The 22827-nt window shown below is 58.3% G+C and carries 26 protein-coding genes and 1 tRNA gene; 24 read left to right on the top strand and 3 right to left on the bottom strand.

What is annotated here, in order from left to right:
* Positions 1-48: 48 nt before the first annotated feature.
* Positions 49-888: a mechanosensitive ion channel family protein gene (locus CXQ81_RS25590; RefSeq protein WP_101338898.1), complete on the top strand. Its 840-nt coding sequence runs from the start codon at positions 49-51 to the stop codon at positions 886-888.
* Between the two features lie 190 nt (positions 889-1078).
* Here CXQ81_RS25590 and CXQ81_RS25585 read toward each other — a convergent pair whose 3' ends face one another.
* Positions 1079-2431 (bottom strand): OprD family porin, encoded by a 1353-nt coding sequence (locus tag CXQ81_RS25585; RefSeq protein WP_101338897.1) that lies wholly within the window; start codon positions 2429-2431, stop codon positions 1079-1081.
* Between the two features lie 923 nt (positions 2432-3354).
* Between CXQ81_RS25585 and CXQ81_RS25575 the strand changes: the two genes are divergently transcribed.
* Together CXQ81_RS25575 and CXQ81_RS25570 are read left to right on the top strand one after the other, a co-directional pair.
* Positions 3355-3780 carry an HIT domain-containing protein gene (locus tag CXQ81_RS25575; protein WP_101338896.1) on the top strand — a complete coding sequence of 142 codons (426 nt, stop codon included), beginning with the start codon at positions 3355-3357 and terminating at the stop codon, positions 3778-3780.
* Positions 3781-3783: 3 nt separating this feature from the next.
* Positions 3784-3990, top strand: coding sequence for a SlyX family protein (locus tag CXQ81_RS25570; protein WP_007931136.1), 207 nt, complete (start codon positions 3784-3786; stop codon positions 3988-3990).
* A 78-nt stretch (positions 3991-4068) separates the two neighbouring features.
* Here CXQ81_RS25570 and CXQ81_RS31640 read toward each other — a convergent pair whose 3' ends face one another.
* A complete protein-coding gene (locus tag CXQ81_RS31640) occupies positions 4069-4674 on the bottom strand; it encodes a cold-shock protein (RefSeq protein ID WP_007931134.1) in 606 nt (201 codons plus the stop codon).
* Positions 4675-5131: 457 nt separating this feature from the next.
* On the opposite strand from CXQ81_RS31640, the gene CXQ81_RS25560 reads away from it, so the two are divergent.
* From CXQ81_RS25560 to CXQ81_RS25480, 17 genes are all read left to right on the top strand, one after another.
* Complete coding sequence (locus CXQ81_RS25560) at positions 5132-5605, top strand: Dps family protein (protein ID WP_007931133.1); 474 nt, start codon at positions 5132-5134, stop codon at positions 5603-5605.
* Positions 5606-5866: 261 nt separating this feature from the next.
* Positions 5867-6088, top strand: a complete 222-nt coding sequence (locus tag CXQ81_RS25555) for an FmdB family zinc ribbon protein (RefSeq protein WP_007931131.1) — start codon at positions 5867-5869, stop codon at positions 6086-6088.
* A gap of 96 nt (positions 6089-6184) precedes the next feature.
* The gene (aspS, locus tag CXQ81_RS25550; protein WP_007931129.1) at positions 6185-7960 is read left to right on the top strand and encodes an aspartate--tRNA ligase; all 1776 of its coding nucleotides are present in this window, start codon (positions 6185-6187) and stop codon (positions 7958-7960) included.
* Between the two features lie 117 nt (positions 7961-8077).
* Positions 8078-8824 (top strand): YebC/PmpR family DNA-binding transcriptional regulator, encoded by a 747-nt coding sequence (locus tag CXQ81_RS25545; RefSeq protein WP_101338895.1) that lies wholly within the window; start codon positions 8078-8080, stop codon positions 8822-8824.
* Positions 8825-8980: 156 nt separating this feature from the next.
* A complete protein-coding gene (gene ruvC / locus CXQ81_RS25540) occupies positions 8981-9505 on the top strand; it encodes a crossover junction endodeoxyribonuclease RuvC (protein ID WP_007931118.1) in 525 nt (174 codons plus the stop codon).
* A gap of 114 nt (positions 9506-9619) precedes the next feature.
* The gene (gene ruvA / locus CXQ81_RS25535) at positions 9620-10228 is read left to right on the top strand and encodes a Holliday junction branch migration protein RuvA (RefSeq protein ID WP_007931117.1); all 609 of its coding nucleotides are present in this window, start codon (positions 9620-9622) and stop codon (positions 10226-10228) included.
* Positions 10229-11287 carry a Holliday junction branch migration DNA helicase RuvB gene (gene ruvB / locus CXQ81_RS25530; RefSeq protein WP_101338894.1) on the top strand — a complete coding sequence of 353 codons (1059 nt, stop codon included), beginning with the start codon at positions 10229-10231 and terminating at the stop codon, positions 11285-11287.
* Between the two features lie 139 nt (positions 11288-11426).
* A complete protein-coding gene (ybgC, locus tag CXQ81_RS25525) occupies positions 11427-11894 on the top strand; it encodes a tol-pal system-associated acyl-CoA thioesterase (RefSeq protein ID WP_025805902.1) in 468 nt (155 codons plus the stop codon).
* Positions 11884-12579, top strand: a complete 696-nt coding sequence (gene tolQ, locus CXQ81_RS25520; RefSeq protein ID WP_007931111.1) for a protein TolQ — start codon at positions 11884-11886, stop codon at positions 12577-12579. The genes ybgC and tolQ overlap by 11 nt, the downstream gene beginning before the upstream one ends.
* A gap of 14 nt (positions 12580-12593) precedes the next feature.
* Positions 12594-13046 (top strand): protein TolR, encoded by a 453-nt coding sequence (gene tolR, locus CXQ81_RS25515; RefSeq protein ID WP_007931110.1) that lies wholly within the window; start codon positions 12594-12596, stop codon positions 13044-13046.
* Positions 13046-14125, top strand: coding sequence for a cell envelope integrity protein TolA (tolA, locus tag CXQ81_RS25510; RefSeq protein WP_007931108.1), 1080 nt, complete (start codon positions 13046-13048; stop codon positions 14123-14125). Before tolR ends, tolA begins: the two co-directional genes overlap by 1 nt.
* Before the next feature lie 38 nt (positions 14126-14163).
* On the top strand, positions 14164-15423 hold the full coding sequence (gene tolB / locus CXQ81_RS25505; RefSeq protein WP_007931107.1) for a Tol-Pal system beta propeller repeat protein TolB: 1260 nt from the start codon (positions 14164-14166) through the stop codon (positions 15421-15423).
* 52 nt (positions 15424-15475) lie between these two features.
* Complete coding sequence (gene pal, locus CXQ81_RS25500) at positions 15476-15973, top strand: peptidoglycan-associated lipoprotein Pal (protein WP_003178634.1); 498 nt, start codon at positions 15476-15478, stop codon at positions 15971-15973.
* Between the two features lie 6 nt (positions 15974-15979).
* Positions 15980-16804 carry a tol-pal system protein YbgF gene (ybgF, locus tag CXQ81_RS25495; RefSeq protein WP_007931106.1) on the top strand — a complete coding sequence of 275 codons (825 nt, stop codon included), beginning with the start codon at positions 15980-15982 and terminating at the stop codon, positions 16802-16804.
* A gap of 166 nt (positions 16805-16970) precedes the next feature.
* Positions 16971-17618 (top strand): 7-carboxy-7-deazaguanine synthase QueE, encoded by a 648-nt coding sequence (gene queE / locus CXQ81_RS25490; RefSeq protein WP_101338893.1) that lies wholly within the window; start codon positions 16971-16973, stop codon positions 17616-17618.
* Position 17619: 1 nt separating this feature from the next.
* The gene (gene queC, locus CXQ81_RS25485; RefSeq protein ID WP_101338892.1) at positions 17620-18309 is read left to right on the top strand and encodes a 7-cyano-7-deazaguanine synthase QueC; all 690 of its coding nucleotides are present in this window, start codon (positions 17620-17622) and stop codon (positions 18307-18309) included.
* A gap of 63 nt (positions 18310-18372) precedes the next feature.
* Positions 18373-18448: transfer RNA gene (locus CXQ81_RS25480), tRNA-Lys, on the top strand.
* Between the two features lie 100 nt (positions 18449-18548).
* On the opposite strand, the gene CXQ81_RS25475 is transcribed toward CXQ81_RS25480, so the two are convergent.
* Positions 18549-19433 (bottom strand): AraC family transcriptional regulator, encoded by an 885-nt coding sequence (locus CXQ81_RS25475; RefSeq protein ID WP_101338891.1) that lies wholly within the window; start codon positions 19431-19433, stop codon positions 18549-18551.
* Positions 19434-19858: 425 nt separating this feature from the next.
* Between CXQ81_RS25475 and CXQ81_RS25470 the strand changes: the two genes are divergently transcribed.
* The 4 genes from CXQ81_RS25470 (at position 19859) to CXQ81_RS25455 (ending at position 22821) form a co-directional block, all read left to right on the top strand.
* Entirely contained in the window at positions 19859-20050 is a 192-nt protein-coding gene (locus tag CXQ81_RS25470) for a Flp family type IVb pilin (protein ID WP_009045270.1), read from the top strand.
* Positions 20051-20744: 694 nt separating this feature from the next.
* The gene (locus CXQ81_RS25465; RefSeq protein ID WP_009045269.1) at positions 20745-20936 is read left to right on the top strand and encodes a Flp family type IVb pilin; all 192 of its coding nucleotides are present in this window, start codon (positions 20745-20747) and stop codon (positions 20934-20936) included.
* A 29-nt stretch (positions 20937-20965) separates the two neighbouring features.
* Positions 20966-21487 carry a prepilin peptidase gene (locus CXQ81_RS25460; protein WP_101338890.1) on the top strand — a complete coding sequence of 174 codons (522 nt, stop codon included), beginning with the start codon at positions 20966-20968 and terminating at the stop codon, positions 21485-21487.
* Between the two features lie 14 nt (positions 21488-21501).
* On the top strand, positions 21502-22821 hold the full coding sequence (locus CXQ81_RS25455; RefSeq protein WP_101338889.1) for an AAA family ATPase: 1320 nt from the start codon (positions 21502-21504) through the stop codon (positions 22819-22821).
* The last annotated feature ends 6 nt before the right edge of the window (positions 22822-22827 follow it).

Raw genomic sequence — 22827 nt, 5'->3', positions numbered from 1 at the left:
CTGCCCTTGTTTTTTGTGTGCCCGGCAGCCGGGAATCAGGAGAGATAGATGGATTTGAATGCTGAAGTGGACAACCTGGTCAAGGCTTCCCAAGCCTGGGTTCCAATGATCATGGAATACGGCAGTCGGGTACTGCTGGCCGTCATCACGCTGGCCATCGGCTGGTGGTTGATCAACAGGTTGACGCACAAGGTCGGCAAGCTGCTGGCGCTGCGTAATGCGGACCAGGCCCTGCAGGGTTTTATCAGCAGCCTGGCGAACATCATTCTCAAGGTGCTGCTGATTGTCAGCGTGGCCTCGATGATCGGTGTCGAAACCACTTCGTTCGTTGCCGCGATCGGTGCGGCGGGCCTGGCCATCGGCCTGGCCTTGCAAGGCAGCCTGGCCAACTTCGCCGGTGGTGTGCTGATCCTGCTGTTCCGTCCTTTCCGCATCGGTGACGTGATCGAAGCCCAGGGCATCAGCGGCACGGTCGACAGCATCCAGATCTTCCACACGGTGCTGCGTACCGGTGACAACAAGACCGTCATTGTGCCTAACGGCAACCTGTCCAACGGCATCATCACCAACCACAACCGCCAGATGACCCGCAAAGTGATCTTCGATGTCGGCGTGAACTACGAGGCTGACCTGCAAAAGGCCCGTGAGGTTCTGCTGGACCTGGCCAAGGACGAGCGTGTGCTGGCCGATCCGGAGCCGGTGGCGGTGGTTTCCATGCTGGGTGACAGCGCCATTACTCTTTCGCTGCGTGTCTGGGTGAAGACTGCCGACTACTGGGACGTGATGTTCCGCTTCAACGAGTTGTCTCGTGATCGCTTGAAGGCAGCGGGTATTGATATTCCGTTTCCACAGCGCGTGATTCGTGTGGTTCAGGAAGCGGCTGTTTGAGTCAGTAACGGGGATAGGGATTAAAAGTCTGATCGAGTGGTCAGGCTTTTAACGCGGTATTCGCTGGAGAGTATTTGAAACCTGGTTGTAACAATAAGCTGTCGATAACCGGAGCTTCAGCGAGCTGCCAGCCCCAATAAAAAGGCCCATCGAATGATGGGCCTTTTTATTACTCGCGAAGTAACCGCTATTACAAGATCGACAGTGGGTAGTCGACGATCAGGCGGAACTCTTTGACATCACCTTCGGCCTGGTCGGCGTTGGCAGTGTGCCAGGCCTGACGAACGCGGAACGATAGGTCTTTGGCTGGGCCGGTCTGAACAACGTACTTGGCTTCGAAGTTGGTTTCGTGGTGCTTGCCGTCTGCGCCATAACCGTATAGGCGGTATGGGCTATCAGCGTCCATCTTGGTGCCGTCGATGTCCCAACCTTTCACGTAGCGGGTCATGAAGCTCAGGCCAGGCACGCCGTATTCGGCCATTTTCAGGTCGTAACGGATCTGTGCGGACTTCTCGTTCGGGCCGTTGAAGTCAGAGTACTGGATGGAGTTGGCGAGGAAGATCGAGTCGCCGCCACGGTTGGAGCCACGCTTGGTGGTGTCGTGGCCACCGATACCGATGTAGTCGAATGGCGTGTCGCCATTGACCTTCTGGAACCCGACGGTAAGGGTGTGCGCTTTCAGGAACGAGAAAGCCGCTGCCAGGGAGAACGTGGTGTTGCTGATGTCACCAGCCTTGGCGCTACCAGAGTCGGTGGTACGGTAGATGTTGCCGTCCAGGTTCAGCGACTGATCGCCACCCATCGGGATGGTGTAGTTCAGGTTGGCGTAGTACTGGTTCCAGATATCTTCCAGCTTGGCGCCGTAGAGCGATGCACTCAGGTTGTCGGTGATGCCGTACTTGCCACCGAAGTAGTCGATGCTGTTGGATGCGATGCCGGCATAGTTAGCATACAAGTTGCCGTTACGGGCGTTGGAATCCTGGCTGGTGCCCGAATAGAAGTGACCGCCTTCCAGATCAAGGTTTTTGATCTCGCTGCTCTGCAGTTGGAAACCGCTGGCCGTTTGAGGAAGGATACGGGAACCGCCGACCGCGAAGACCGGGGCGGTGCTTGGCTGCATGTCGCCGACTTTCAACTCGGTCTTGGAGACGCGGAATTTCACCGCAGCGCCGGCTTTGCCCTGGCTCTTGTTGACGTCGCCGTCGGAGTCGCGGCTCATGTTGCCGGTACCGCCAGTGCCGTCGCCGCCGTCCAGTTTGATCGCCAGATAACCGAACGCATCGACGCCGACGCCTACAGTACCCTGGGTGTAACCGGAGCTGAAGTTACCCCAGATACCCTGGGTCCAGTCTTTCTGGTCGTTGTTGCGATTTTTGTTGTCACGGTTGAAGTAATAGTTACGCAGCAGTACGTCGAACTTGGCGTCTTCAACAAAGCCCTTGGCTTCAGACTGGTCACTTACAAAAGGTGCGGCCGTAGCCACTTGAGTACTGGCGGCTGCTGCAACTGCCAGTGCGATCATGCTCCACTTCATCACGCGCATCGTGATTTGCTCCTTTGGTTTTTAGAAGAGTACTGCCGTCCCACCTGTTTTATTATCTGGGCGGCTCTTTCTTTTTGTGTCGGCGCAAACTTATATCACGCCGACAATGTTGGCGATACTTGCGTATCAGTCCTTTCAGCTTCTTTACGACCCTGTCGCAAAATGCTCGATCAATGTCGCAAATCCGCAGTCCGCATGTATCCGGACTGACAACTTCAGCGCTGTTTTCGAAGGCTTGAACCTGGAACAAAAAGAACTTTGGTCAAGCAGTCAAATCTCCATGGGGCAGCCTTGCCACTATTGTTATTAATCACAGGAGAGGCCTTTTTCCGGTGGCTCCTCCTGGGACAATGTGGGTGTGAATGCAACAAGCGTGCACAAAACGCAAAGGCACCGAGTTTTTTTCGGTGATAGCCCTTCTGGCTGTAAAAACCGCATAAAACAGTGGTTTTAAGGTCGTTTTGTTTGGGCTTGACGTTCCTTGTCCTCCTGGTGTTGATCCCTGAAAAAAACGCATGACATTCCAAAACGTTACCGGTTCACCCTGCTGAGTGAGTAGATGGCGGATGGTTAACGCACTGAGCGTAGACGCACTGTGAGGTTTTGGTGCAAAAGTTTCTTGATGCAGCTCAATCGTCATCCGGCGTCGGGCACTGGAAGAATGCGCAGGGAAGGGGCTCTTTCGCGGTTTTCTCCTTGTTTTTTATGAGCTTCGTTCTGTCGTGGTGCAGCCCGCTGGAAAATGTTCCAGGCCGGGGCGCTCTGACGTGTGGTATCGAGGATGAATGTTGAGGCGGGATCTGCGCAGCAGAGCGATGAACGCAAGAGCTTTCGCAGGTATGCTGCCGTTCTGTCGCTTGGCGGGCAGCCGGTCATGGCGTTCGCTAAGCTGAAACTTGATGAGCTGAGCGGGAGTGCGCGCGGTGTTCGCTTTAGATCCACGACTTCAACAAGACACACTGCCCATTGGGGATTTCCCCCTTTGCCGGCTGCTGTTGTCCAACGATTCCAATTACCCGTGGTTCATCCTGGTACCGCGCCGGGAAGATATCAGTGAGTTGTTTCAATTGGATGACGCGGACCAGCAGCAACTATGGCGAGAAACCACGGCGCTGGCGGAGTTGCTTAAAGACTCGTTCGATGCGGACAAGTTGAATGTGGCGACTCTGGGTAATGTCGTCAGCCAGTTGCACATGCACGTTATCGTTCGCAAGCGCGACGATGCGGCCTGGCCTGCTCCGGTATGGGGCAAGCTGCCTGCCAAGCCCTACGGCGCCGAACAGGTGGCTGCGATTCGTGAGCGGTTACGACTGGTCCTGACCGATGATTTCAAGTTTCTGGAGGGCTGAGTCATGAACCTGGAAGAGCGGGTAACCGATCTGGAAAGCCGATTGGCTTTTCAGGATGACACCATTCAAGCCCTGAACGACGTGCTGGTAGGGCAGCAGCGGGTGGTCGAACGTCTGCAATTGCAGATGGCCGCCTTGCTCAAACGTCAGGAGGAAATGGTGGGGCAGTTCGAGTCATTCGAAGAAGAGGCTCCGCCACCACATTACTGAGCATCGGGCGGCCTGCCGTTCAGGCAATAAAAAACCGCGAGCAGCATGGCTGCGTCGCGGTTTTTTTATGGGCGTGAATCAGCGCCGCGGCAATGCCGCAATCACGTCTTCGGCTTGCAGGCCCTTGTCGCGATTCATGACGGAGAACTCCACGCGCTGGCCTTCCACCAGGACGCGGTGACCTTCGCCACGGATGGCGCGGAAGTGCACGAAGATATCATCGCCGGAGTCGCGAGAGATGAAGCCGAAACCCTTCGAAGTGTTGAACCACTTGACGGTGCCGGTATCGCGATTGCTCATGTCATAGGTTTGCGAGGTATTGGCCGAGGGAGACGATTTGTAGAAGCTGACGGCCAGGTGCAGAAGAACGGCGATCGCCGCGGTCAGCAGGCTGAACAGCACAGCCGGTTGACCTGCGATAACCGGCATTGGTGCCAGCAGGGTCAAGGTCTGCAAGACCACCGCCAGCACCAGGAGCGCGCTGACCAGGTTTTGCAGTTGGTGACGCGGGCCTTTGTTCCAGTAGGGGATAACCGGAGCCAGTGTCAGGTTGAGCAGGCCGAAAAAGGCCAGGTAAAGAGCATCGGGTTGTTGCAGGAAGGGAACGGCTTCAGATCGCAGGCTAGGGATAAAGGACAGCAGCAAGGCTGCTGCGCCCGTTAGCAGGTGGACGATTTTCAACATTTTAATGAACTCACGTTAAGACGGATCACAAGGAAGAGCTGAGCGTGCACGGTTCGCTTCTGAACAATGGGAGGCGGTGAGCACGTGCGCGGGATCAGCCTATGCGCTGAGGCCGAGAAATAGGCAACAACGACACGGCCTCTATTTAACAGCAAAGCCCAGGCCTTCTCAAATCAGGCGCTGTGGCCGGGAGGAGGGAGAAAGCCCTGATTGTCCTGAGGGAATACCGGACTATCGGGCAAAGCCTTGTTCTAGAGAGCCAGCCCCCAAAAAAGTAGAACGGCGGCTTTTCAGGCGGGTCACAACTGTCCAGGGCCTTCTTGCAGGTACTGGCCGCCCGCTTGGTGGGCAATCTGTCGCAGTGCCTCGGGCAATCCCGGGCTGCGGGTGCAGAGCAGTCTTGCTAGAGTGGTCCGGTACCTGACCTGTTGAATTCAATGTGCTAACGGAGATAGACATGGCAATCGATATCGGTATCGGCGCAGAAGATCGCAAATCCATCGTGGAGGGGCTCTCTCGCCTGCTTTCAGATACTTATGTGCTTTATCTGAAGACCCATAATTTCCACTGGAACGTCACGGGGCCGCAATTCCGCACGCTGCATCTGATGTTCGAGGAGCAGTACAACGAACTGGCGCTGGCGGTGGACCTGATTGCCGAGCGTATCCGCGCCCTGGGGTTCCCGGCTCCGGGTGCCTATTCCATCTACGCGCGTCTTTCTTCGATCAAGGAAGAAGAGGGTGTGCCAAGCGCCGATGAGATGATCAAGCAACTGGTGGCGGGGCAGGAAGCTGTGACCCGCACTGCCCGTGGCATTTTCCCGATCATCGACAAGGTCAGCGACGAACCCACCGCAGACTTGCTGACCCAGCGGATGCAGGTGCATGAGAAAACCGCGTGGATGCTGCGCTCGCTGTTGAGCGAACAATAGTCCCGCAGACCGAATGGCGCCGTTATCGGCGCCATTTGCCTTTATGGGGCGCGACTTGTCGTCCGATCATCGCTGTTCGTCCTCAGGCCGATGAGTGGGGTATGGCAGCGGGAAGCTGGCTTTGTTTCGGCGGGCGGTGGTCTATCGGCGCCGTCATACGGCTGCACAGGGCCGATTTAATGGATATAATCCCGCCCTTTGCTATATAACCCGGGCCTCGGCACGGGTTAAGCCAGACGTTAAGTACGCCGAGACGCTCTCATGCCCATGTACGACTACCAATGTGCTTCCTGTGGTCATCAGCTGGAAGCCATTCAAAAGATCAGCGCGCCTGCGTTGGTCGATTGCCCTGCCTGCCAGGCGCCCGAGCTGAAAAAAATGCTGTCCATGCCAGGTTTCCGCCTCAGCGGTTCGGGCTGGTATGAGACCGACTTCAAAACCGGCGCCAAGAAGAACCTGGCCGGTGGCGACAAAGCTGATTAAGTTGAACGACACGCGCGAGCTCTTGCATTATCCGGTACCCCGAGGTGCGCAAGGCCTCCCATCGAATTTCGAATTACGAGAAGTGAAACCACTACCATGATGCGCAGCCATTATTGCGGCCAACTGAACGAAAGCCTGGAAGGTCAGGAAGTCACCCTTTGCGGATGGGTCCACCGTCGTCGCGACCATGGCGGGGTGATCTTCCTCGATATCCGTGATCGTGAAGGTCTGGCCCAGGTGGTGTTCGACCCGGACCGCGCTGAAACCTTCGCCGCTGCCGACCGCGTGCGCAGCGAGTACGTGGTCAAGATCACCGGCAAGGTGCGCCTGCGTCCGGCCGGTGCCGGCAACGCCAACATGGCTTCGGGAATGATCGAAGTCCTGGGCTACCAACTGGAAGTGCTGAACGAAGCGGAAACTCCGCCGTTCCCGCTCAACGAATACTCCGACGTGGGCGAAGAAACCCGCCTGCGCTATCGCTTCATCGACCTGCGCCGTCCGGAAATGGCCGAGAAGCTGCGTCTGCGCTCGCGCATGACCACCAGCATTCGTCGCTACCTGGACGAGAACGGTTTCCTCGACGTCGAAACCCCGATCCTGACCCGTGCCACCCCTGAAGGCGCGCGTGACTATCTGGTGCCGAGCCGTACCCACGCCGGCAGCTTCTTCGCTCTGCCGCAATCGCCACAGCTGTTCAAGCAGTTGCTGATGGTCGCCGGCTTCGACCGCTACTACCAGATCGCCAAATGCTTCCGCGACGAAGACCTGCGTGCCGACCGTCAGCCTGAGTTCACTCAGATCGACATCGAAACCAGCTTCCTCGATGAAAAAGACATCATGGGCCTGACCGAAGGCATGATTCGCAACCTGTTCAAGGAAGTGCTGGATCTGGAATTCGGCGAATTCCCCCACATGACCTTTGAAGAAGCCATGCGTCGCTATGGTTCCGACAAGCCGGACCTGCGTAACCCGCTGGAGCTGGTGGACGTTGCCGACCAGCTCAAGGACGTGGAATTCAAGGTGTTCAGCGGTCCGGCCAACGATCCGAAATGCCGTATCGCCGCCTTGCGCGTTCCTGGCGGGGCGAGCATGCCGCGCAAGCAGATCGACGATTACACCAAGTTCGTCGGCATCTACGGTGCCAAGGGCCTGGCCTACATCAAGGTCAACGAGCGCGCCAATGGCGTTGACGGTCTGCAGTCGCCAATCGTCAAGAACATCCCGGAAGCCAACCTGAATGTGATCCTCGATCGCGTGGGTGCGGTCGACGGCGACATCGTGTTCTTCGGTGCCGACAAGGCCAAGATCGTCAGCGAGGCCCTGGGCGCGCTGCGGATCAAGCTCGGTCACGACCTGAACCTGCTGACCTGCGAATGGGCGCCGATGTGGGTTGTCGATTTCCCGATGTTCGAAGAGAACGACGACGGCAGCTTCACCGCCTTGCACCACCCGTTCACCGCGCCGAAATGCTCGCCGGAAGAACTGGAAGCCAACCCGGCGACCGCTCTGTCGCGCGCCTACGACATGGTGCTCAACGGCACCGAGCTGGGTGGCGGTTCGATCCGTATCCACCGCAAGGAAATGCAACAGGCGGTCTTCCGTCTGCTGGGCATCGATGAAGCGGAACAGGAAGAGAAGTTCGGCTTCCTGCTGGACGCCCTGAAGTACGGCGCGCCGCCGCACGGTGGCCTGGCGTTCGGCCTGGACCGCCTGGTGATGCTGATGACCGGCGCCCAGTCGATCCGTGAAGTGATCGCCTTCCCGAAAACCCAGAGCGCCGCTTGCGTGATGACCCAGGCTCCTGGCCTGGTCGACGCCAAGGCGCTGCGCGAACTGCACATCCGTTTGCGCGAACAGCCAAAGGCTGAGTAAGGCCGACCTGAAGGCGCATCTTCGGATGCGCCTTTTTCTATTGGGTCGAGATATTTGTTGCCCGCCCGCTGTTACAGGCGTTGCGGGCAATGTTTCAAAGAGAATTTGGAGCGCGTTATGGCAGGTCATTCCAAGTGGGCGAACATCAAGCACCGCAAAGAGCGTCAGGATGCCAAGAGAGGCAAGATCTTCACCAAGTGGATCCGTGAGCTGACGGTCGCCGCTCGTCAGGGCGGTGGCGAGCCTGGTTCCAACCCGCGTCTGCGCCTGGCCCTGGACAAGGCCCTGAGCGCCAACATGAGCCGCGACATCATCGATCGCGCCATCGCCCGTGGTGCGGGTGCGACCGAGGCCGACAACGTCGAAGAACTGACCTATGAGGGTTACGGCCCGGGCGGCGTGGCGGTGATGGTCGAGTGCATGACCGACAACCGCAACCGTACCGCAGCGGCCGTGCGCCATGCGTTCAGCAAATGTGGCGGCAATCTTGGCACCGACGGTTCGGTGGCGTATCTGTTCGAACGCAAGGGACAGATCAGCTTCGCGCCGGGCGTCGATGAGGACGCACTGACCGATGCGGCGCTGGAAGCCGACGCCGATGACGTGGTCGTTCACGAAGACGGCTCGATCGACGTATTTACCTCGTTCACTGGCTTCTATGCAGTGCGTAACGCGCTCGAAGAGGCCGGTTTCAAGGGCGATGACGCGGAAATTGTCATGCAGCCGACCACCAGTGCCGAGCTGGATCTGGAAGGCGCCGAGAAGGTCCTCAAGCTGATCGACATGCTCGAAGACCTGGACGATGTGCAGAACGTCTACTCCAACGCGGATATTCCCCAGTCGGTTGCCGAGCAACTCGGCTGATAGCGCGATAAAAGATCGCAGCCTTCGGCGGTTTCCCCCCTTTACACACAGGGTTACGCTGTACCTGTAGGGGAGCTGTCGAAGGCTGCGTTTTTTTGTTTTTCCGGCTTCTTCCGGCGTTACCTTAGGCAACCGAATTTTCTCTTTGCAGGCGTTATGACTCTTATTCTTGGTATCGACCCGGGTTCGCGCATCACCGGTTACGGCGTGGTACGTGATACCGGGCGTGGCTGCGTGTACGTGGCCTCGGGCTGTATTCGCACGGGCGCCGGCGAGCTGCATGAGCGGCTGCAAATTGTCTATCGCGGGGTTCGCGAGGTCATTCAGACCTACGGTCCGGTGACCATGGGCATTGAAAAGGTGTTCATGGCGCGTAATGCCGATTCGGCCCTGAAACTGGGTCAGGCCCGTGGCGCGGCGATCGTGGCGGGAGCCGAGGAGAGCCTGGAAATCGCCGAATACACCGCCACTCAGGTCAAGCAGGCCGTGGCGGGCACCGGTGGGGCCAACAAGGAACAAGTGCAAATGATGGTCATGCACTTGCTCAAGTTGACCAGCAAGCCGCAGATCGACGCCTCGGACGCCCTGGCGATTGCCATCTGTCATGCCCACACCCGTTCCAGTCTGCTGCCCCACGGCCTGGGTACCGCACGCAGTCGTGGCGGCCGCCTGCGTCTCTGATAGCATCTGCGCAAACATTTGATGAGTGGAGTGTCCCGCGCCTGTCTGCCCGGCCCGGATCTTCGCTGTATGACTCGCCGGCCGCTGATCTGGCCTGAGCTAAGGATCTGAAACGTGATTGGACGCTTGCGCGGCACCTTGGCTGAAAAACAGCCGCCGTACCTGATTCTCGATGTAAACGGCCTGGGTTACGAGGTGGAAGTCCCCATGACCACCCTGTACCGTCTGCCGTCGGTCGGTGAACCGCTCACCCTGCACACCCATTTGGTCGTGCGTGAAGATGCCCAGTTACTCTATGGCTTTGCCAGCAAGCGCGAGCGGGACTTCTTTCGCGAACTGATTCGCCTCAACGGCGTGGGGCCGAAACTGGCGCTGGCGCTGATGTCCAGCCTGGAGGTCGACGAGCTGGTGCGTTGCGTGCAAGCGCAGGACACCTCGGCGCTGACCAAGGTGCCGGGGGTTGGTAAAAAGACCGCGGAGCGCCTGCTGGTCGAGCTCAAGGACCGCTTCAAGGCCTGGGAAACCGTACCGAGCATGTTTGCCCTGGTGCCGAACCAGCCGGATGCGCCGATGCCGGTGGCCAGTGCCGAGACCGATGCGGTCAGCGCCCTGATCTCCCTGGGCTACAAGCCGCAGGAAGCCAGCAAGGCCGTTTCCGCGATCAAGGAAAAAGGCCTGAGCAGTGAAGACATGATTCGCCGCGCCCTGAAGGGAATGATTTAAGTGATAGAAGCAGATCGTTTGATCGCCGCCACGGGCCCCCGTGAGCGCGAGGAAGTCCAGGACCGTGCGATTCGCCCCGTCAGCCTGGCCGAATACATCGGCCAGCCAACGGTGCGCGAGCAAATGGAGCTGTTCATCCAGGCTGCCCGCGGGCGCAACGAGTCGCTGGACCACACCCTGATCTTCGGCCCGCCGGGCCTGGGTAAGACCACGCTGGCCAACATCATCGCCCAGGAAATGGGGGTGTCGATCAAGAGCACCTCGGGGCCGGTGCTGGAGCGCCCAGGGGACCTGGCGGCGCTGCTGACCAATCTCGAACCGCACGACGTGCTGTTTATCGATGAAATCCATCGCTTGTCGCCGATCGTCGAGGAAGTGCTGTACCCGGCCATGGAAGATTTCCAGCTGGACATCATGATCGGCGAAGGGCCGGCGGCCCGTTCGATCAAGCTCGACTTGCCGCCGTTCACCCTGGTGGGGGCGACGACCCGCGCGGGCATGCTGACCAACCCGCTGCGCGATCGCTTCGGTATCGTCCAGCGCCTGGAGTTCTACAGCACCGCGGACCTGGCGACCATTGTCGGGCGCTCCGCCGGCATTCTCGGCTTGCCGCTGGACCCGGATGGCGCCTTTGAAATCGCCCGGCGCGCCCGCGGGACGCCGCGTATCGCCAACCGTTTGTTGCGCCGGGTAAGGGACTTTGCCGAGGTTCGCGCCAAGGGCCACATCACCAAACCCATCGCCGACCTGGCGCTGAACCTTCTGGATGTCGACGAACGTGGCTTCGACCACCAGGACCGGCGCCTGCTGCTGACCATGATCGAGAAGTTCGACGGCGGGCCGGTGGGGGTCGACAGCCTGGCGGCCGCCATCAGCGAGGAGCGGCATACCATCGAGGATGTGCTCGAGCCCTATCTGATCCAGCAAGGCTATATCATGCGTACGCCGCGGGGGCGTGTGGTGACCCGGCATGCCTATCTGCATTTCGGGCTAAACATCCCGTCACGATTGGGGGAGATGCCTGTGATAGACGAATTCCTCGATGCCGTGGACGATTAATAACCGCTTGGGCAGCGATTTATTCGCAGCTTGTGCGGTCCTAGGGGGCTGGCATTGTCGTTATTTCGCCAGAAAGCCGTTCGAGAATGAAAAACAGTTGCCCGGCCGGATTGGCAACCTGAGGAGTAAGCACTAGAGTATGCGCGCGCAAAACGGGCTTGAGTCGTTCGCACATCGTTGTCGCGTTTATTACGAAGACACCGATGCCGGCGGCATCGTGTATTACGTTAATTACCTTAAGTTTATGGAACGGGCTCGAACCGAACGGCTACGAGATCTGGGCTTTGCCCAATCGCAGCTGGCAGGGGAGAACCTGTTGTTCGTCGTGCATTCCAGCGAAGCGCGCTACCACGCGCCGGCGCGACTGGACGACGAGCTTCTGGTAAGTGCAGAAGTCATCGAATTGAACCGGGCCAGCCTGCGCTTCAAACAGCAGGTCAGGCGAGCCACGGATAATGCATTGCTCTGCGAAGGGCAGTTTCTGGTGGCCTGTGTGCGCACCGACAATTTGAAACCCCGGGCCATTCCCGAAGCTCTACGTGCGGCCTTTGCCGACGTGAGCGGCGCGGGTACACACTCAGAGCAGGAGATAAAGCGTGGAAGCTAACGTCGTCGACCATTCCTCCATGTGGAGCCTGGTCAGCAATGCCAGCATCGTTGTGCAGTTGGTAATGCTGACCCTGGTAGCCGCATCGGTGACCTCATGGATCATGATCTTTCAGCGCAGCAACCTGCTGCGTGCCGGTCGACGCGCCCTGGAGAGCTTCGAAGAGCGCTTCTGGTCGGGTATCGACCTGTCCAAGCTGTACCGTCAGGCGGGCAGCAACCCGGACCCTGATTCGGGCGTGGAGCAGATCTTCCGTGCCGGCTTCAAGGAATTCTCGCGCCTGCGCCAGCAGTCGGGCGTTGATCCCGAGGCGGTCATGGAAGGTGTCGCGCGTGCCATGCGTGTCGCGATCTCCCGAGAAGAAGAGAAGCTCGAGCAGAGCCTGCCATTCCTCGCCACTGTCGGCTCGGTCAGCCCTTACATCGGTCTGTTCGGTACCGTCTGGGGGATCATGAACTCCTTCCGCGGCCTGGCCAGCGCCCAGCAGGCGACCCTGGCGACCGTTGCGCCGGGTATCGCCGAAGCCCTGATCGCCACCGCGATCGGCCTGTTTGCCGCGATCCCGGCCGTTATCGCCTACAACCGCTTTGCGGCCCGTGGCGAGACCCTGATCAGCCGTTACTACACCTTCGCCGACGAGTTCCAGGCGATCCTGCACCGTAAAGTGCACACCAGCGAAGAGTGAGCAGGTAAATCCCCATGGCCCGAGTTCGCCACAAACGCAAGCCGGTTGCCGAGATGAACGTGGTGCCCTACATCGACGTGATGTTGGTACTGCTGGTTATCTTCATGGTGACCGCGCCGATGCTCAATCAGGGCGTGAAAGTCGATCTGCCCAAGGTTTCCAGCGAAGCCTTGCCGCAGGACAACAACACCCAGGTCCTGACCATTTCGATCAAGGCTGACAAGACCTACTACTGGAACCTTGGCAGCGAAGTCGACACCGACAAGCAGATGGACAAGGCCATGACCTTGCCGCAGATGACCGACGCCGTGACCAAGATCATTCGCGCCGGCAATGAAGGCGGCAAGCATACCCAGGTGTTCATTCGCGGCGACAAGTCCGTCGACTACGGCGCCGTCATGGGCGCCATGGGCGGACTGCAGAAGGCCGGCGTCGGTAACGTTGGCTTGATTACCGAGGCGCCCTGATGCAGCAACAGCGAGAGCCGTCCGCCTCGGAAAGCTACTTCTGGCCTAGCGTGTGGGCAATTGCCCTGCACGTTCTGGTGTTCGGCATGCTGTTCGTCAGTTTTGCCATGACGCCGGAGTTGCCGCCGTCCAAGCCGATCGTCCAGGCGACCCTGTATCAGCTGAAATCGAAAAGTCAGGCGACCACCCAGACCAATCAGAAGATTGCGGGTGAGGCGAAGAAATCCGCCGCGCGCCAGACCGAAGTCGAGCAGATGGAGCAGAAAAAGGTCGAGCAGGAAGCGGTCAAGGCTGCGGAACAAAAGAAAGAAGAGGCTGCTCAAAAAGCCGAGGAAGCGAAAAAGGCCGACGAAGCCAAGAAAGCGGATGAGGCGAAGAAGGCTGATGAAGCCAAGAAAGCCGACGACGCGAAGAAGGCTGCGGAAGCGAAAAAGGCTGAAGAGAAACAATTGGCTGATATAGCCAAAAAGAAAGCCGAAGAAGAAGCCAAGAAAGCCGCCGAAGAAGAGGCCAAGAAAAAGGCCGCTGAAGAGGCGAAGAAAAAGATAGTCGAAGACGCGAAGAAGAAAGCCGCGGAAGACGCCAAGAAGAAAGCTGAAGCAGACGAGGCGAAGAAGAAGGTCGCCGAGGACGCGAAGAAGAAAGCCGCCGCCGACGCAGCCAAGAAAAAGGCTCAGGAAGCAGCGCGTAAATCCGCCGAAGATAAAAAGGCCCAGGCCCTGGCTGATTTGCTTTCCGACACGCCGCAGCGTCAGCAGGCCTTGGCGGACGAGCAGGGCGATGAAGTCGCGGGCAGTTTCGACGATCTGATTCGTGCTCGTGCGGCGGAAGGCTGGGCTCGTCCTCCTTCGGCGCGCAACAACATGACTGTCGTGCTGCAAATCGGCATGTTGCCGGATGGTACGGTGACTTCCGTGTCGGTGGCCAAGTCCAGCGGCGATGGTCCGTTCGATGCCTCGGCGGTAGCTGCGGTCAAGAACATTGGACGTTTGACAGAAATGCAGGGAATGAAGCCGAGCGATTTCGCTCCGTATCGTTCATTCAAGATGACATTCACACCTGAGGATCTAGCCTTGTGAGAAACCTTCTTCGAGGATTGCTTGTCGTTATTTGCTGTATGGCAGGGATAGCGACAGCGGATGAAAAGAACATTCTGGTCACCAGTGGCAGTGACCGGGCCACGCCAATCGCCGTAGTGCCATTCGGTTGGCAAGGGGGCAGCGTGCTGCCCGACGACATGGCGGAAATCATCGGCAACGACCTGCGCAATTCGGGTTACTACTCGCCGATTCCAAAGCAGAACATGATCAGCCTGCCGACCCAGGCCAGCGAAGTCATCTACCGTGACTGGAAGGCCCTGGGCGCCCAGTACATCATGGTCGGCAGCATTGTTCCGGCGGGCGGTCGCCTGCAGGTGCAATACGCCCTGTTCAACGTCGCCACCGAACAGCAAGTGCTGACCGGCAGCGTCTCGGGCAGCGTCGACCAGTTGCGCGACATGGCTCACTACATCTCCGACCAGTCGTTCGAAAAGCTCACCGGTATCAAGGGCGCCTTCTCGACCCGCATGCTGTACGTCACGGCAGAGCGTTTCTCCGAGAAGAACACGCGCTACACCCTGCAACGCTCCGACTATGACGGCGCGCGCGCAGTGACCCTGCTGCAATCCCGTGAGCCGATCCTGTCGCCGCGCTTCGCGCCGGATGGCAAGCGCATTGCCTATGTGTCGTTCGAACAGAAGCGTCCGCGCATCTTCGTTCAGCACATCGACACTGGCCGCCGCGAGCAGATCACCAACTTCGAAGGCCTGAACGGCGCGCCTGCCTGGTCGCCGGATGGCCAGCGCCTGGCGTTCGTGCTGTCCAAGGACGGCAACCCGGACATCTATGTGATGAACCTGGGTTCGCGTCAGATCTCGCGTGTGACCGCGGGGCCTGGCATCAACACCGAACCGTTCTGGGGCAAGGATGGTTCGACCATCTACTTCACCTCGGACCGTGGTGGCAAGCCACAGATCTACAAGACCAGTGCCGGTGGTGGCGGTGCGGAACGGGTGACTTTCGTGGGCAACTACAACGCCAACCCGAAACTGTCCGCGGATGAAAAAACCCTGGTCATGATTCACCGGCAGGACGGCTTCACAAACTTCAAGGTAGCTGCTCAGGATTTGCAGCGTGGCAACGTAAAAATCCTTACCGACAGCACACTTGATGAGTCGCCTACTGTTGCGCCCAACGGCACCATGGTAATCTACGCCACCCGCCAGCAGGGCCGGGGAGTCTTGATGCTCGTGTCCATTAATGGACGCGTGAGGCTCCCGCTTCCTACCGCTCAAGGCGAAGTCAGAGAACCGTCCTGGTCCCCTTACCTGAACTGACGCGGCGCTTTACGTTTTACTTAACACACTGGGGTTCATTAGGAGTTTCACGATGGAAATGCTGAAGTTTGGTAAGTTTGCTGCGCTGGCTCTGGCCATGGCTGTAGCTGTAGGTTGCTCCTCCAAAGGCGGCGACAACGCTGGTGAAGGCGCTGTTGATCCAAACGCTGGTTACGGCGCTAACACCGGTGCAGTTGACGGCTCCCTGAGCGAAGAAGCTGCTCTGCGCGCAATCACCACCTTCTACTTCGAATACGACAGCTCGGACCTGAAGCCAGAAGCCATGCGCGCTCTGGACGTTCACGCCAAAGACCTGAAAGCAAACGGCGCTCGCGTTGTTCTGGAAGGCAACACCGACGAACGTGGTACTCGTGAGTACAACATGGCTCTGGGCGAGCGTCGTGCGAAAGCCGTTCAGCGCTACCTGGTGCTGCAAGGCGTTTCCCCAGCTCAGCTGGAACTGGTTTCCTACGGCGAAGAGCGTCCAGTTGCTACCGGCAACGACGAGCAGTCCTGGGCTCAAAACCGTCGCGTCGAACTGCGTAAGTAATTCGTCATGCGAACGTGCCGTCGTGCTCTAACTGTCTTGGCTCTCAGCCTCGCGCCGCTTTCGGTGTGGGCTGCGGTTCCTGTGGTCGATAACAACTCGGGCTATAACAATAGCGGAGGCAGTTATCCGCCAGCGGGTTATGGCACGAACGGCGCCTATGCCGGGGGAGGGGTTTCGACCCCTGTCTCGGCACAGGGCGAGCTGTTCCAGCAACTGCAGCAAATGCAGGATCAAATCGCTCGGCAACAAGGTGTGATTGAAGTACTGCAAAACGATATTGCGCGTATGAAGCAGGAAAGCCTGGAGCGTTACCAGGATCTTGATCGACGCATTGGAGCGGGCGGTGCACCTGCCGCGACTCCTGATAATTCTTCTGCCGGTGGCGATGCAAGTGCCGCCGGTGCAGCTGCCGGGGCTGCCTCGCAAGCTCCAGCGGCAAGCAGTGAACCGGGCGATCCAGCGAAGGAAAAGCTGTATTACGAAGCTGCCTTCGACCTGATCAAGGCCAAGGATTTCGACAAGGCCAGCCAGGCTTTCGCCGCGTTCCTGCGTAAATACCCAAACAGCCAATACGCGGGTAATGCCCAGTACTGGTTGGGCGAAGTGAACCTGGCCAAAGGCGACCTGCAAGGTGCCGGCCAGGCATTTGCCAAGGTTTCCCAGCTGTATCCGAAGCATGCCAAGGTGCCAGATTCGCTGTATAAGCTGGCTGACGTAGAGCGCCGCCTGGGCCACACTGACAAGGTCAAGGGCATTCTGCAGCAGGTGGTGGCCCAATATCCGGGTACTTCCGCCGCCCAGCTGGCTCAGCGCGATCTGCAACGCATGTAATCGAGTTTGAGCTGTTTTGAAGAAACCCGCGCTTGTCGCGGGTTTTTTCGTTAGAATCCATGCCCTTTTTATGAAACACGCTTCCTGGGATTACCGTGTTTGCGGGATTCCTCGAGGTGCCTGACGGAGGCGGACAGCCTGTTTAGCTGTTACGCCCGTGGCGACTATGCAAGACATATTGAGAATTACCGAAGTTTTCTACTCGTTGCAGGGTGAAACTCGGACTGCCGGCCTGCCCACGGTATTTGTGCGCCTGACCGGTTGTCCGCTGCGTTGCCAATACTGCGACAGTGCCTACGCCTTCAGCGGTGGCAGCATCCGCACCCTCGAGAGCATTCTCGAGCAGGTCGCCGGTTTCCGCCCGCATTATGTCTGTGTGACCGGCGGCGAGCCTCTGGCCCAGCCTAATGCCATTCCCTTGCTCAAGCAGCTGTGTGACGCCGGTTACGAAGTCTCGCTGGAAACCAGCGGAGCCCTGGATATTTCCGCGGTCGATCCGCGGGTCAGTCGAGTGCTCGACCTGAAGACGCCGGGGTCGCAGGAAGCTCAGCGCAATCGTTACGAAAACATCGAACTGCTGACGCCGAACGACCAGGTCAAGTTTGTCATCTGTTCCCGCGAGGACTATGACTGGGCGGTTTCCAAGCTGATCCAGTATGGTCTGGAGCGGCGGGCGGGCGAGGTGCTGTTCTCGCCGAGCCATCACGACCTGAATGCGCGCGATCTGGCGGACTGGATCGTTGCGGACAACCTGCCGGTGCGCCTGCAATTGCAGCTGCATAAATACCTTTGGAATGACGAGCCGGGGCGCTGATATGAATGAACAAGTTGCCACTGAAAAGCGGGCGGTAATCCTGCTGTCCGGCGGTCTGGACTCGGCCACCGTAGTGGCCATGGCCCGCGCCGAAGGGTATCGCTGCTACACCATGAGCTTCGATTACGGCCAGCGTCATCGCGCCGAGTTGCAGGCGGCTGAACGTGTCGCTCGCGACCTGGGAGTGGTGGAGCACAAGGTGATCGGCCTCAACCTCAACGGTATCGGCGGCTCCGCGCTGACTGACAGCTCCATCGATGTGCCCGAGGGCCCGAGCGAAGGGATCCCCGTCACCTACGTTCCGGCGCGTAACACTGTGTTCCTGTCCCTGGCACTGGGCTGGGCGGAAGTGCTGGGCGCGCGGGACATCTTCATTGGTGTCAACGCCGTGGACTATTCGGGGTATCCGGATTGCCGTCCGGAGTTTGTCGAGGCCTTCGAGCGCATGGCCAACCTGGCGACCAAGGCCGGGGTAGAGGGGCAGGGGTTCCGTATCCAGGCACCGCTGCAGAACCTGAGCAAGGCCGATATCGTCAAGGCGGGCGTCAAGCTCGGGGTTGATTACGGCCTGACCGTGTCCTGCTACCAGGCCGATGATCAAGGGCGTGCCTGCGGCAAATGCGACAGCTGCCGTCTGCGTGCAGAAGGTTTTGCCGCGGCCGGTGTCAGCGACCCAACACCTTATTTTTGATTTTTTTCATATTGGGTGTTGAATTCTTTTTATAAATCAGTATTATACGCGCCACCACACAGCGGGTCGTTAGCTCAGTTGGTAGAGCAGTTGGCTTTTAACCAATTGGTCGTAGGTTCGAATCCCACACGACCCACCATTTTCTAGCAGTATTTAAAATCCGAAAGGCCCACGAAAGTGAGGATTTTCGGGTTTTTTTTTGCCTGCAGAAAATGTAATGGCGCACTGGATTGGCCTGTTCACCGACCTTCGATACGCAGCGGCAGGCTGTCGATCACCTGTGACAGCGTTTGCTCCAGTTCCGCCTCTTCTTTTTTTACCCGTTCCGGGATTCTTCGGCGTTGTCGGTATTCGCTGGGGCTGGCGCCCGCGAATTGCTTGAAGGCGCGGGCAAAGTAGGACGGGTCCTTGAAGCCGACTTCATAGCCGATGCTGGTGATGGGCATCTGGCTGTTGTCGAGCAGATTCTTGGCGCAATCCATGCGTTTGCTCAGGATGTAGTCCATGAATCCCAGGCCATGGACCTCCTTGAACAGCCGGCTGAAGCGAAACGTGGTCATGCCGCAACGCTTAGCCAGCTCTTTCTGGTCGATGCTTTCACGAAAATTCTGCTCGATGTACAGCAGCACATCGCTGAGTGCCTGATGTTTCTGGTGCTCTACGGTCAGCCGGATGCTGTCCGGCAGGGACGGGCCGTGTTCGATCTGCAGCGTCTTGTTGTCGGGGCCGCTGCTGTGGCGCAGTTCGTAGAGCTGCTTCAGCGCATGCAGGAAGCGCCGGATCTCGGCACTCGAGAGAGGGAGCACCATGTATTCCCAGACACGCGAGCGCATGGCCCAGACGGCGAGTTCTTCGGAGTGTTGCACCGTGAACATGGCGATGGGAATGGAGGGAATCTTGTGTTTGATCTCCAGCAACAGATTGAGCCCCGGCATGTCCGGGCGGTCATAGTGCATGCAGATCATGTCCGGTAGAGGATGGGTGTCCTTTTCGGGCAGGGACGCATCTGTCGACACCCGGCAATCGCAGGTTGGGCGAAACAGCGCGATCAGTTCTTCAGAGGACCGGTCGCGGGTGAGGTCGAACCATAAAAGAGAGGGTTTTTGGGCCGACTCAGGTTTCATTTCCTTATTCCTTCCTGGTGTCTCGCTGTCACTTCCTGGGCTGTCAGTATCGCCACTGGGCTTTGCGGGCAAAGGATCAAGTTCTGATAACGCTTCATAAATTTTCTTGATTACCTTCTATGTCTGACAGCGAGATAAGAGTCACAGGCAGCTCCTTGCTGTTGCGATCGCCTTTTCTTGCACCACCGGCCATGGCTGAATCAATTTAGTTTTATATGAGAACAGTTCCTTTTCTGAAAAAAAACTCCCTCTGCCAGGTTTAGTTTTATTGGTGTTCTTTGCTGTCTTGCCAAGCATTGCAAAAAAGTCCTAGAAACCGGCAATAAACTCCTAACTCTTTCTGTTAGCCCCTGACTAGGATTCAGTCAGGCGGCACAAATACTGATCGCCTTAAAGCAACTTTTCTTATATATGAGGTGAACAAAATGAATCTGCAAACAATCAAAACCTCGGTGCTGGCATTCATCAAGGACGAAGAGGGTCTGACCATCGTGGAATACGCCGTGGCCGGTGGTCTGATTACGCTGGGCGCCGTTGCCGCGTTCGTGACCCTGGGCGGCAACGTGGCCACCGCCATCACCAGTCTGGGTTGCGCTGTTCAGGGCGTGGTGTGCTAACGACAGCCGTTGTGCCGAGTCTTCAGTCCTGGGCGGGAGCTGCTTGTTGCTCGTACGCGGCCAGACTTTTTGGGTCTGGCTGCGAAGAGCGGTTTCCCTCGGGCTGAGGCCGTACCTGTGGTGCATGTGTGTTTCCGCCGTTGTTCTGTCTGCGCTCGTCTGGACAGGATGGAGCCTTCTCAATCGGTATGTGCAGTCAGCGCACAGTAGATGACGGATGGCTCCAGTCCTGGTCTCGAGCGAGTTCAAATTGTCAAAGTGACCTTTGGCCGAGCACGGCTCCATCGCTCTACCGCAGCCTGCAAATTCTCTTTCCAGCTTCAGGAGTATCGTCGCTGTATTGCTCGCGTGAAGATCAAATCCTGATATGGAAGCCTCGGTTTACTTCGTTTCGCACTATGGTTGGGGTGCAGCGAATATGGCCGGGGCTTTTGTCTTTGTCGGCCAGTGCTCAGGCCGGTCTTTCATCGACGGCAAGACTGTTTCAAGGCGACTCTTCAATTATTCCTTCCTTAGATAAGCCATTTGTTCCTTGTGTTGTTTCTGGTGCTTTTTTGCATCTTTCAACAACAGCAATAAAGTCCTAACGATCAGCAAAAAACTCCTAACCCTTCCAATGCTTCCCTGACTAATGTTCAACCAGGCAGTACGACAGTGCTGCTCTTAAACAAAAACACTTGAGTGAGGTGGGAAAATGAATCTGCAATCGATCAAGACTTCGATCATCAAGTTCGCCAAAGACGAAGACGGCCTGACCATTGTGGAATATGCAGTGGCCGGCGGCCTGATCACTTTGGGCGCTGTTGCTGCATTTATCACCTTGGGCGGCAACGTGGCCACGGCCATCACCAGCCTGGGATGTGCTGTTCAGGGTGTCGTCTGCTAATACGCCAACTTCCACCGAGGGCTGCAGTCATGGGCAAAGAGCAATTATTCGTTGTTGCATTGATGCTGGGACTGCTGGGGATTGCGGTGGTGAGCGATCTTCGTCGCCACCGTATTCCCAACCTCTTGGTGCTGGTGGGGCTGGGACTGGGGATTGCCGGCCAGGTCTATTCCTCAGGCGTCATCGGGTTTGGTTATGGACTGCTGGGCATGTTGATCGGTTTTGCCGTTTTTCTTCCCCTGTACGCCTTTGGCGGGATGGCAGCCGGCGACGTCAAGCTCATGGCCATGGTTGGCACTTTTCTCACTCCGCAGCACGCCCTCTGGGCTGCATTTTTCAGCCTGATCGCCGGCGGCGCGTGCGGGGTACTGATTGTGTTGGTACGTGGTCAAGTTCAACAGACCATGGGGCGCTACTGGCAGATTTTGAGAGCCAGGGCCTATTTTTCGCCGGCGGACGATGAAGTGGCCGGCAAACCCTTTCCCTATTCGGTTGCGATCCTGCTCGGCACATTGGCCAGCTTTTACCTCTGGTTGCCCCTTGGCCAGTAGCTCAGGAGAACATTATGTACGCCATCAGTAACAGCCGTCCGACCGGCAATGACCGGGAAGCAGTGCAGCGACTGGCTCCACAGCCACGCACGATCCTCGAGACCGGGCTGGCCGACAATTTCCTGGGAGACCTGGTCTGCAAGCATTTGCACGATGCGGGTGTACTGGACATGCCTCGACTGGTAGAGCGCCTGGCGCTGACGGGGGCGGTGGTTGAAGAAGTCCTGACCTTCCTGCGTCAGGATCACCGGGTCGAGATCCTTGGCCAAGCCGGTGGCCAGGGCTTGCGCTACGGGCTGACCGAGCGCGGCCGCAATGCTGCCCGCGATGCCTTGTCGCGCAGTGGTTATATCGGCGCGGCGCCCTTTCCGGTGAGCGCCTATCGCTCGCTGCTCAAGGTACAGACCATTCACCATGGCCGTATCAGCGCCCGGGACATGCAGGCTTCCTTCGGCTCCATGGTGCTGGCGCAGAACATGCTCGATCAGTTGGGCGTGGCCCTGAATTCCGGGCGCGCCATCATGATTTACGGGCCGGCGGGGACGGGCAAGACCTATGTCAGCAGTCGCTTGATCCGGCTGTTTTCCGAGTCCGTCTGGGTGCCCCATGCGATTGCGATCAACGATGCGGTGATCGAGATCTATGACCCCCAGGTACACCGGCGCCTGGATGTCGGCGATCCGCAAAACAGCCTGATGCTCAATGAGGGGATCGACCGCCGGCTCCTGTGCTGTGAACGGCCGATCGTCATCACCGGCGGCGAGCTGACCATGGAACAGCTGGATATCCGCTACGACCCCTTCACTCGCCAGTACCAGGCACCGTTGCAGCTCAAGGCCAGCAATGGCCTGTTCGTCATCGACGACATGGGGCGCCAGCGCATGGCGCCCGCGGAATTGCTCAATCGCTGGATCGTACCGATGGAGGAGAAACGCGACTTCCTCAACCTCGGCGGCGGGCGGCACTGCGAGTTGCCGTTCGACCTGATCCTGGTGTTTTCCACCAACCTGAACCCGTTGGAACTGGCCGACGAGGCGTTCCTGCGGCGGATTGGCTACAAGCTGCAGTTCGGCTACCTCAAGCCCGAGGAGTACGAACGTATCTGGATTCAAGAGACAGAGCGCCTGAACATCCAATACGACCCGCTGCTGTTGCGCTACGTCCTGGATGAACTCTATGGCGCTGAAAACATGCCGCTGGTGCCTTGTCACCCACGGGATCTCTTGAGCATGGCGCTCGATCGCCAGCGTTATCTGGGCGCCAGCGGCCCCCTGTCAACCCTGGAACTGGAGTGGGCATGGCACAGCTACTTCGTCCAGCTCGACTTTCTTTGAGTAAGG

The organism is Pseudomonas sp. 09C 129 (genome assembly GCF_002843625.1).
Taxonomy (GTDB): domain Bacteria; phylum Pseudomonadota; class Gammaproteobacteria; order Pseudomonadales; family Pseudomonadaceae; genus Aquipseudomonas; species Aquipseudomonas chlororaphis.
This window is presented reverse-complemented; position numbering and strand designations above follow the sequence as displayed.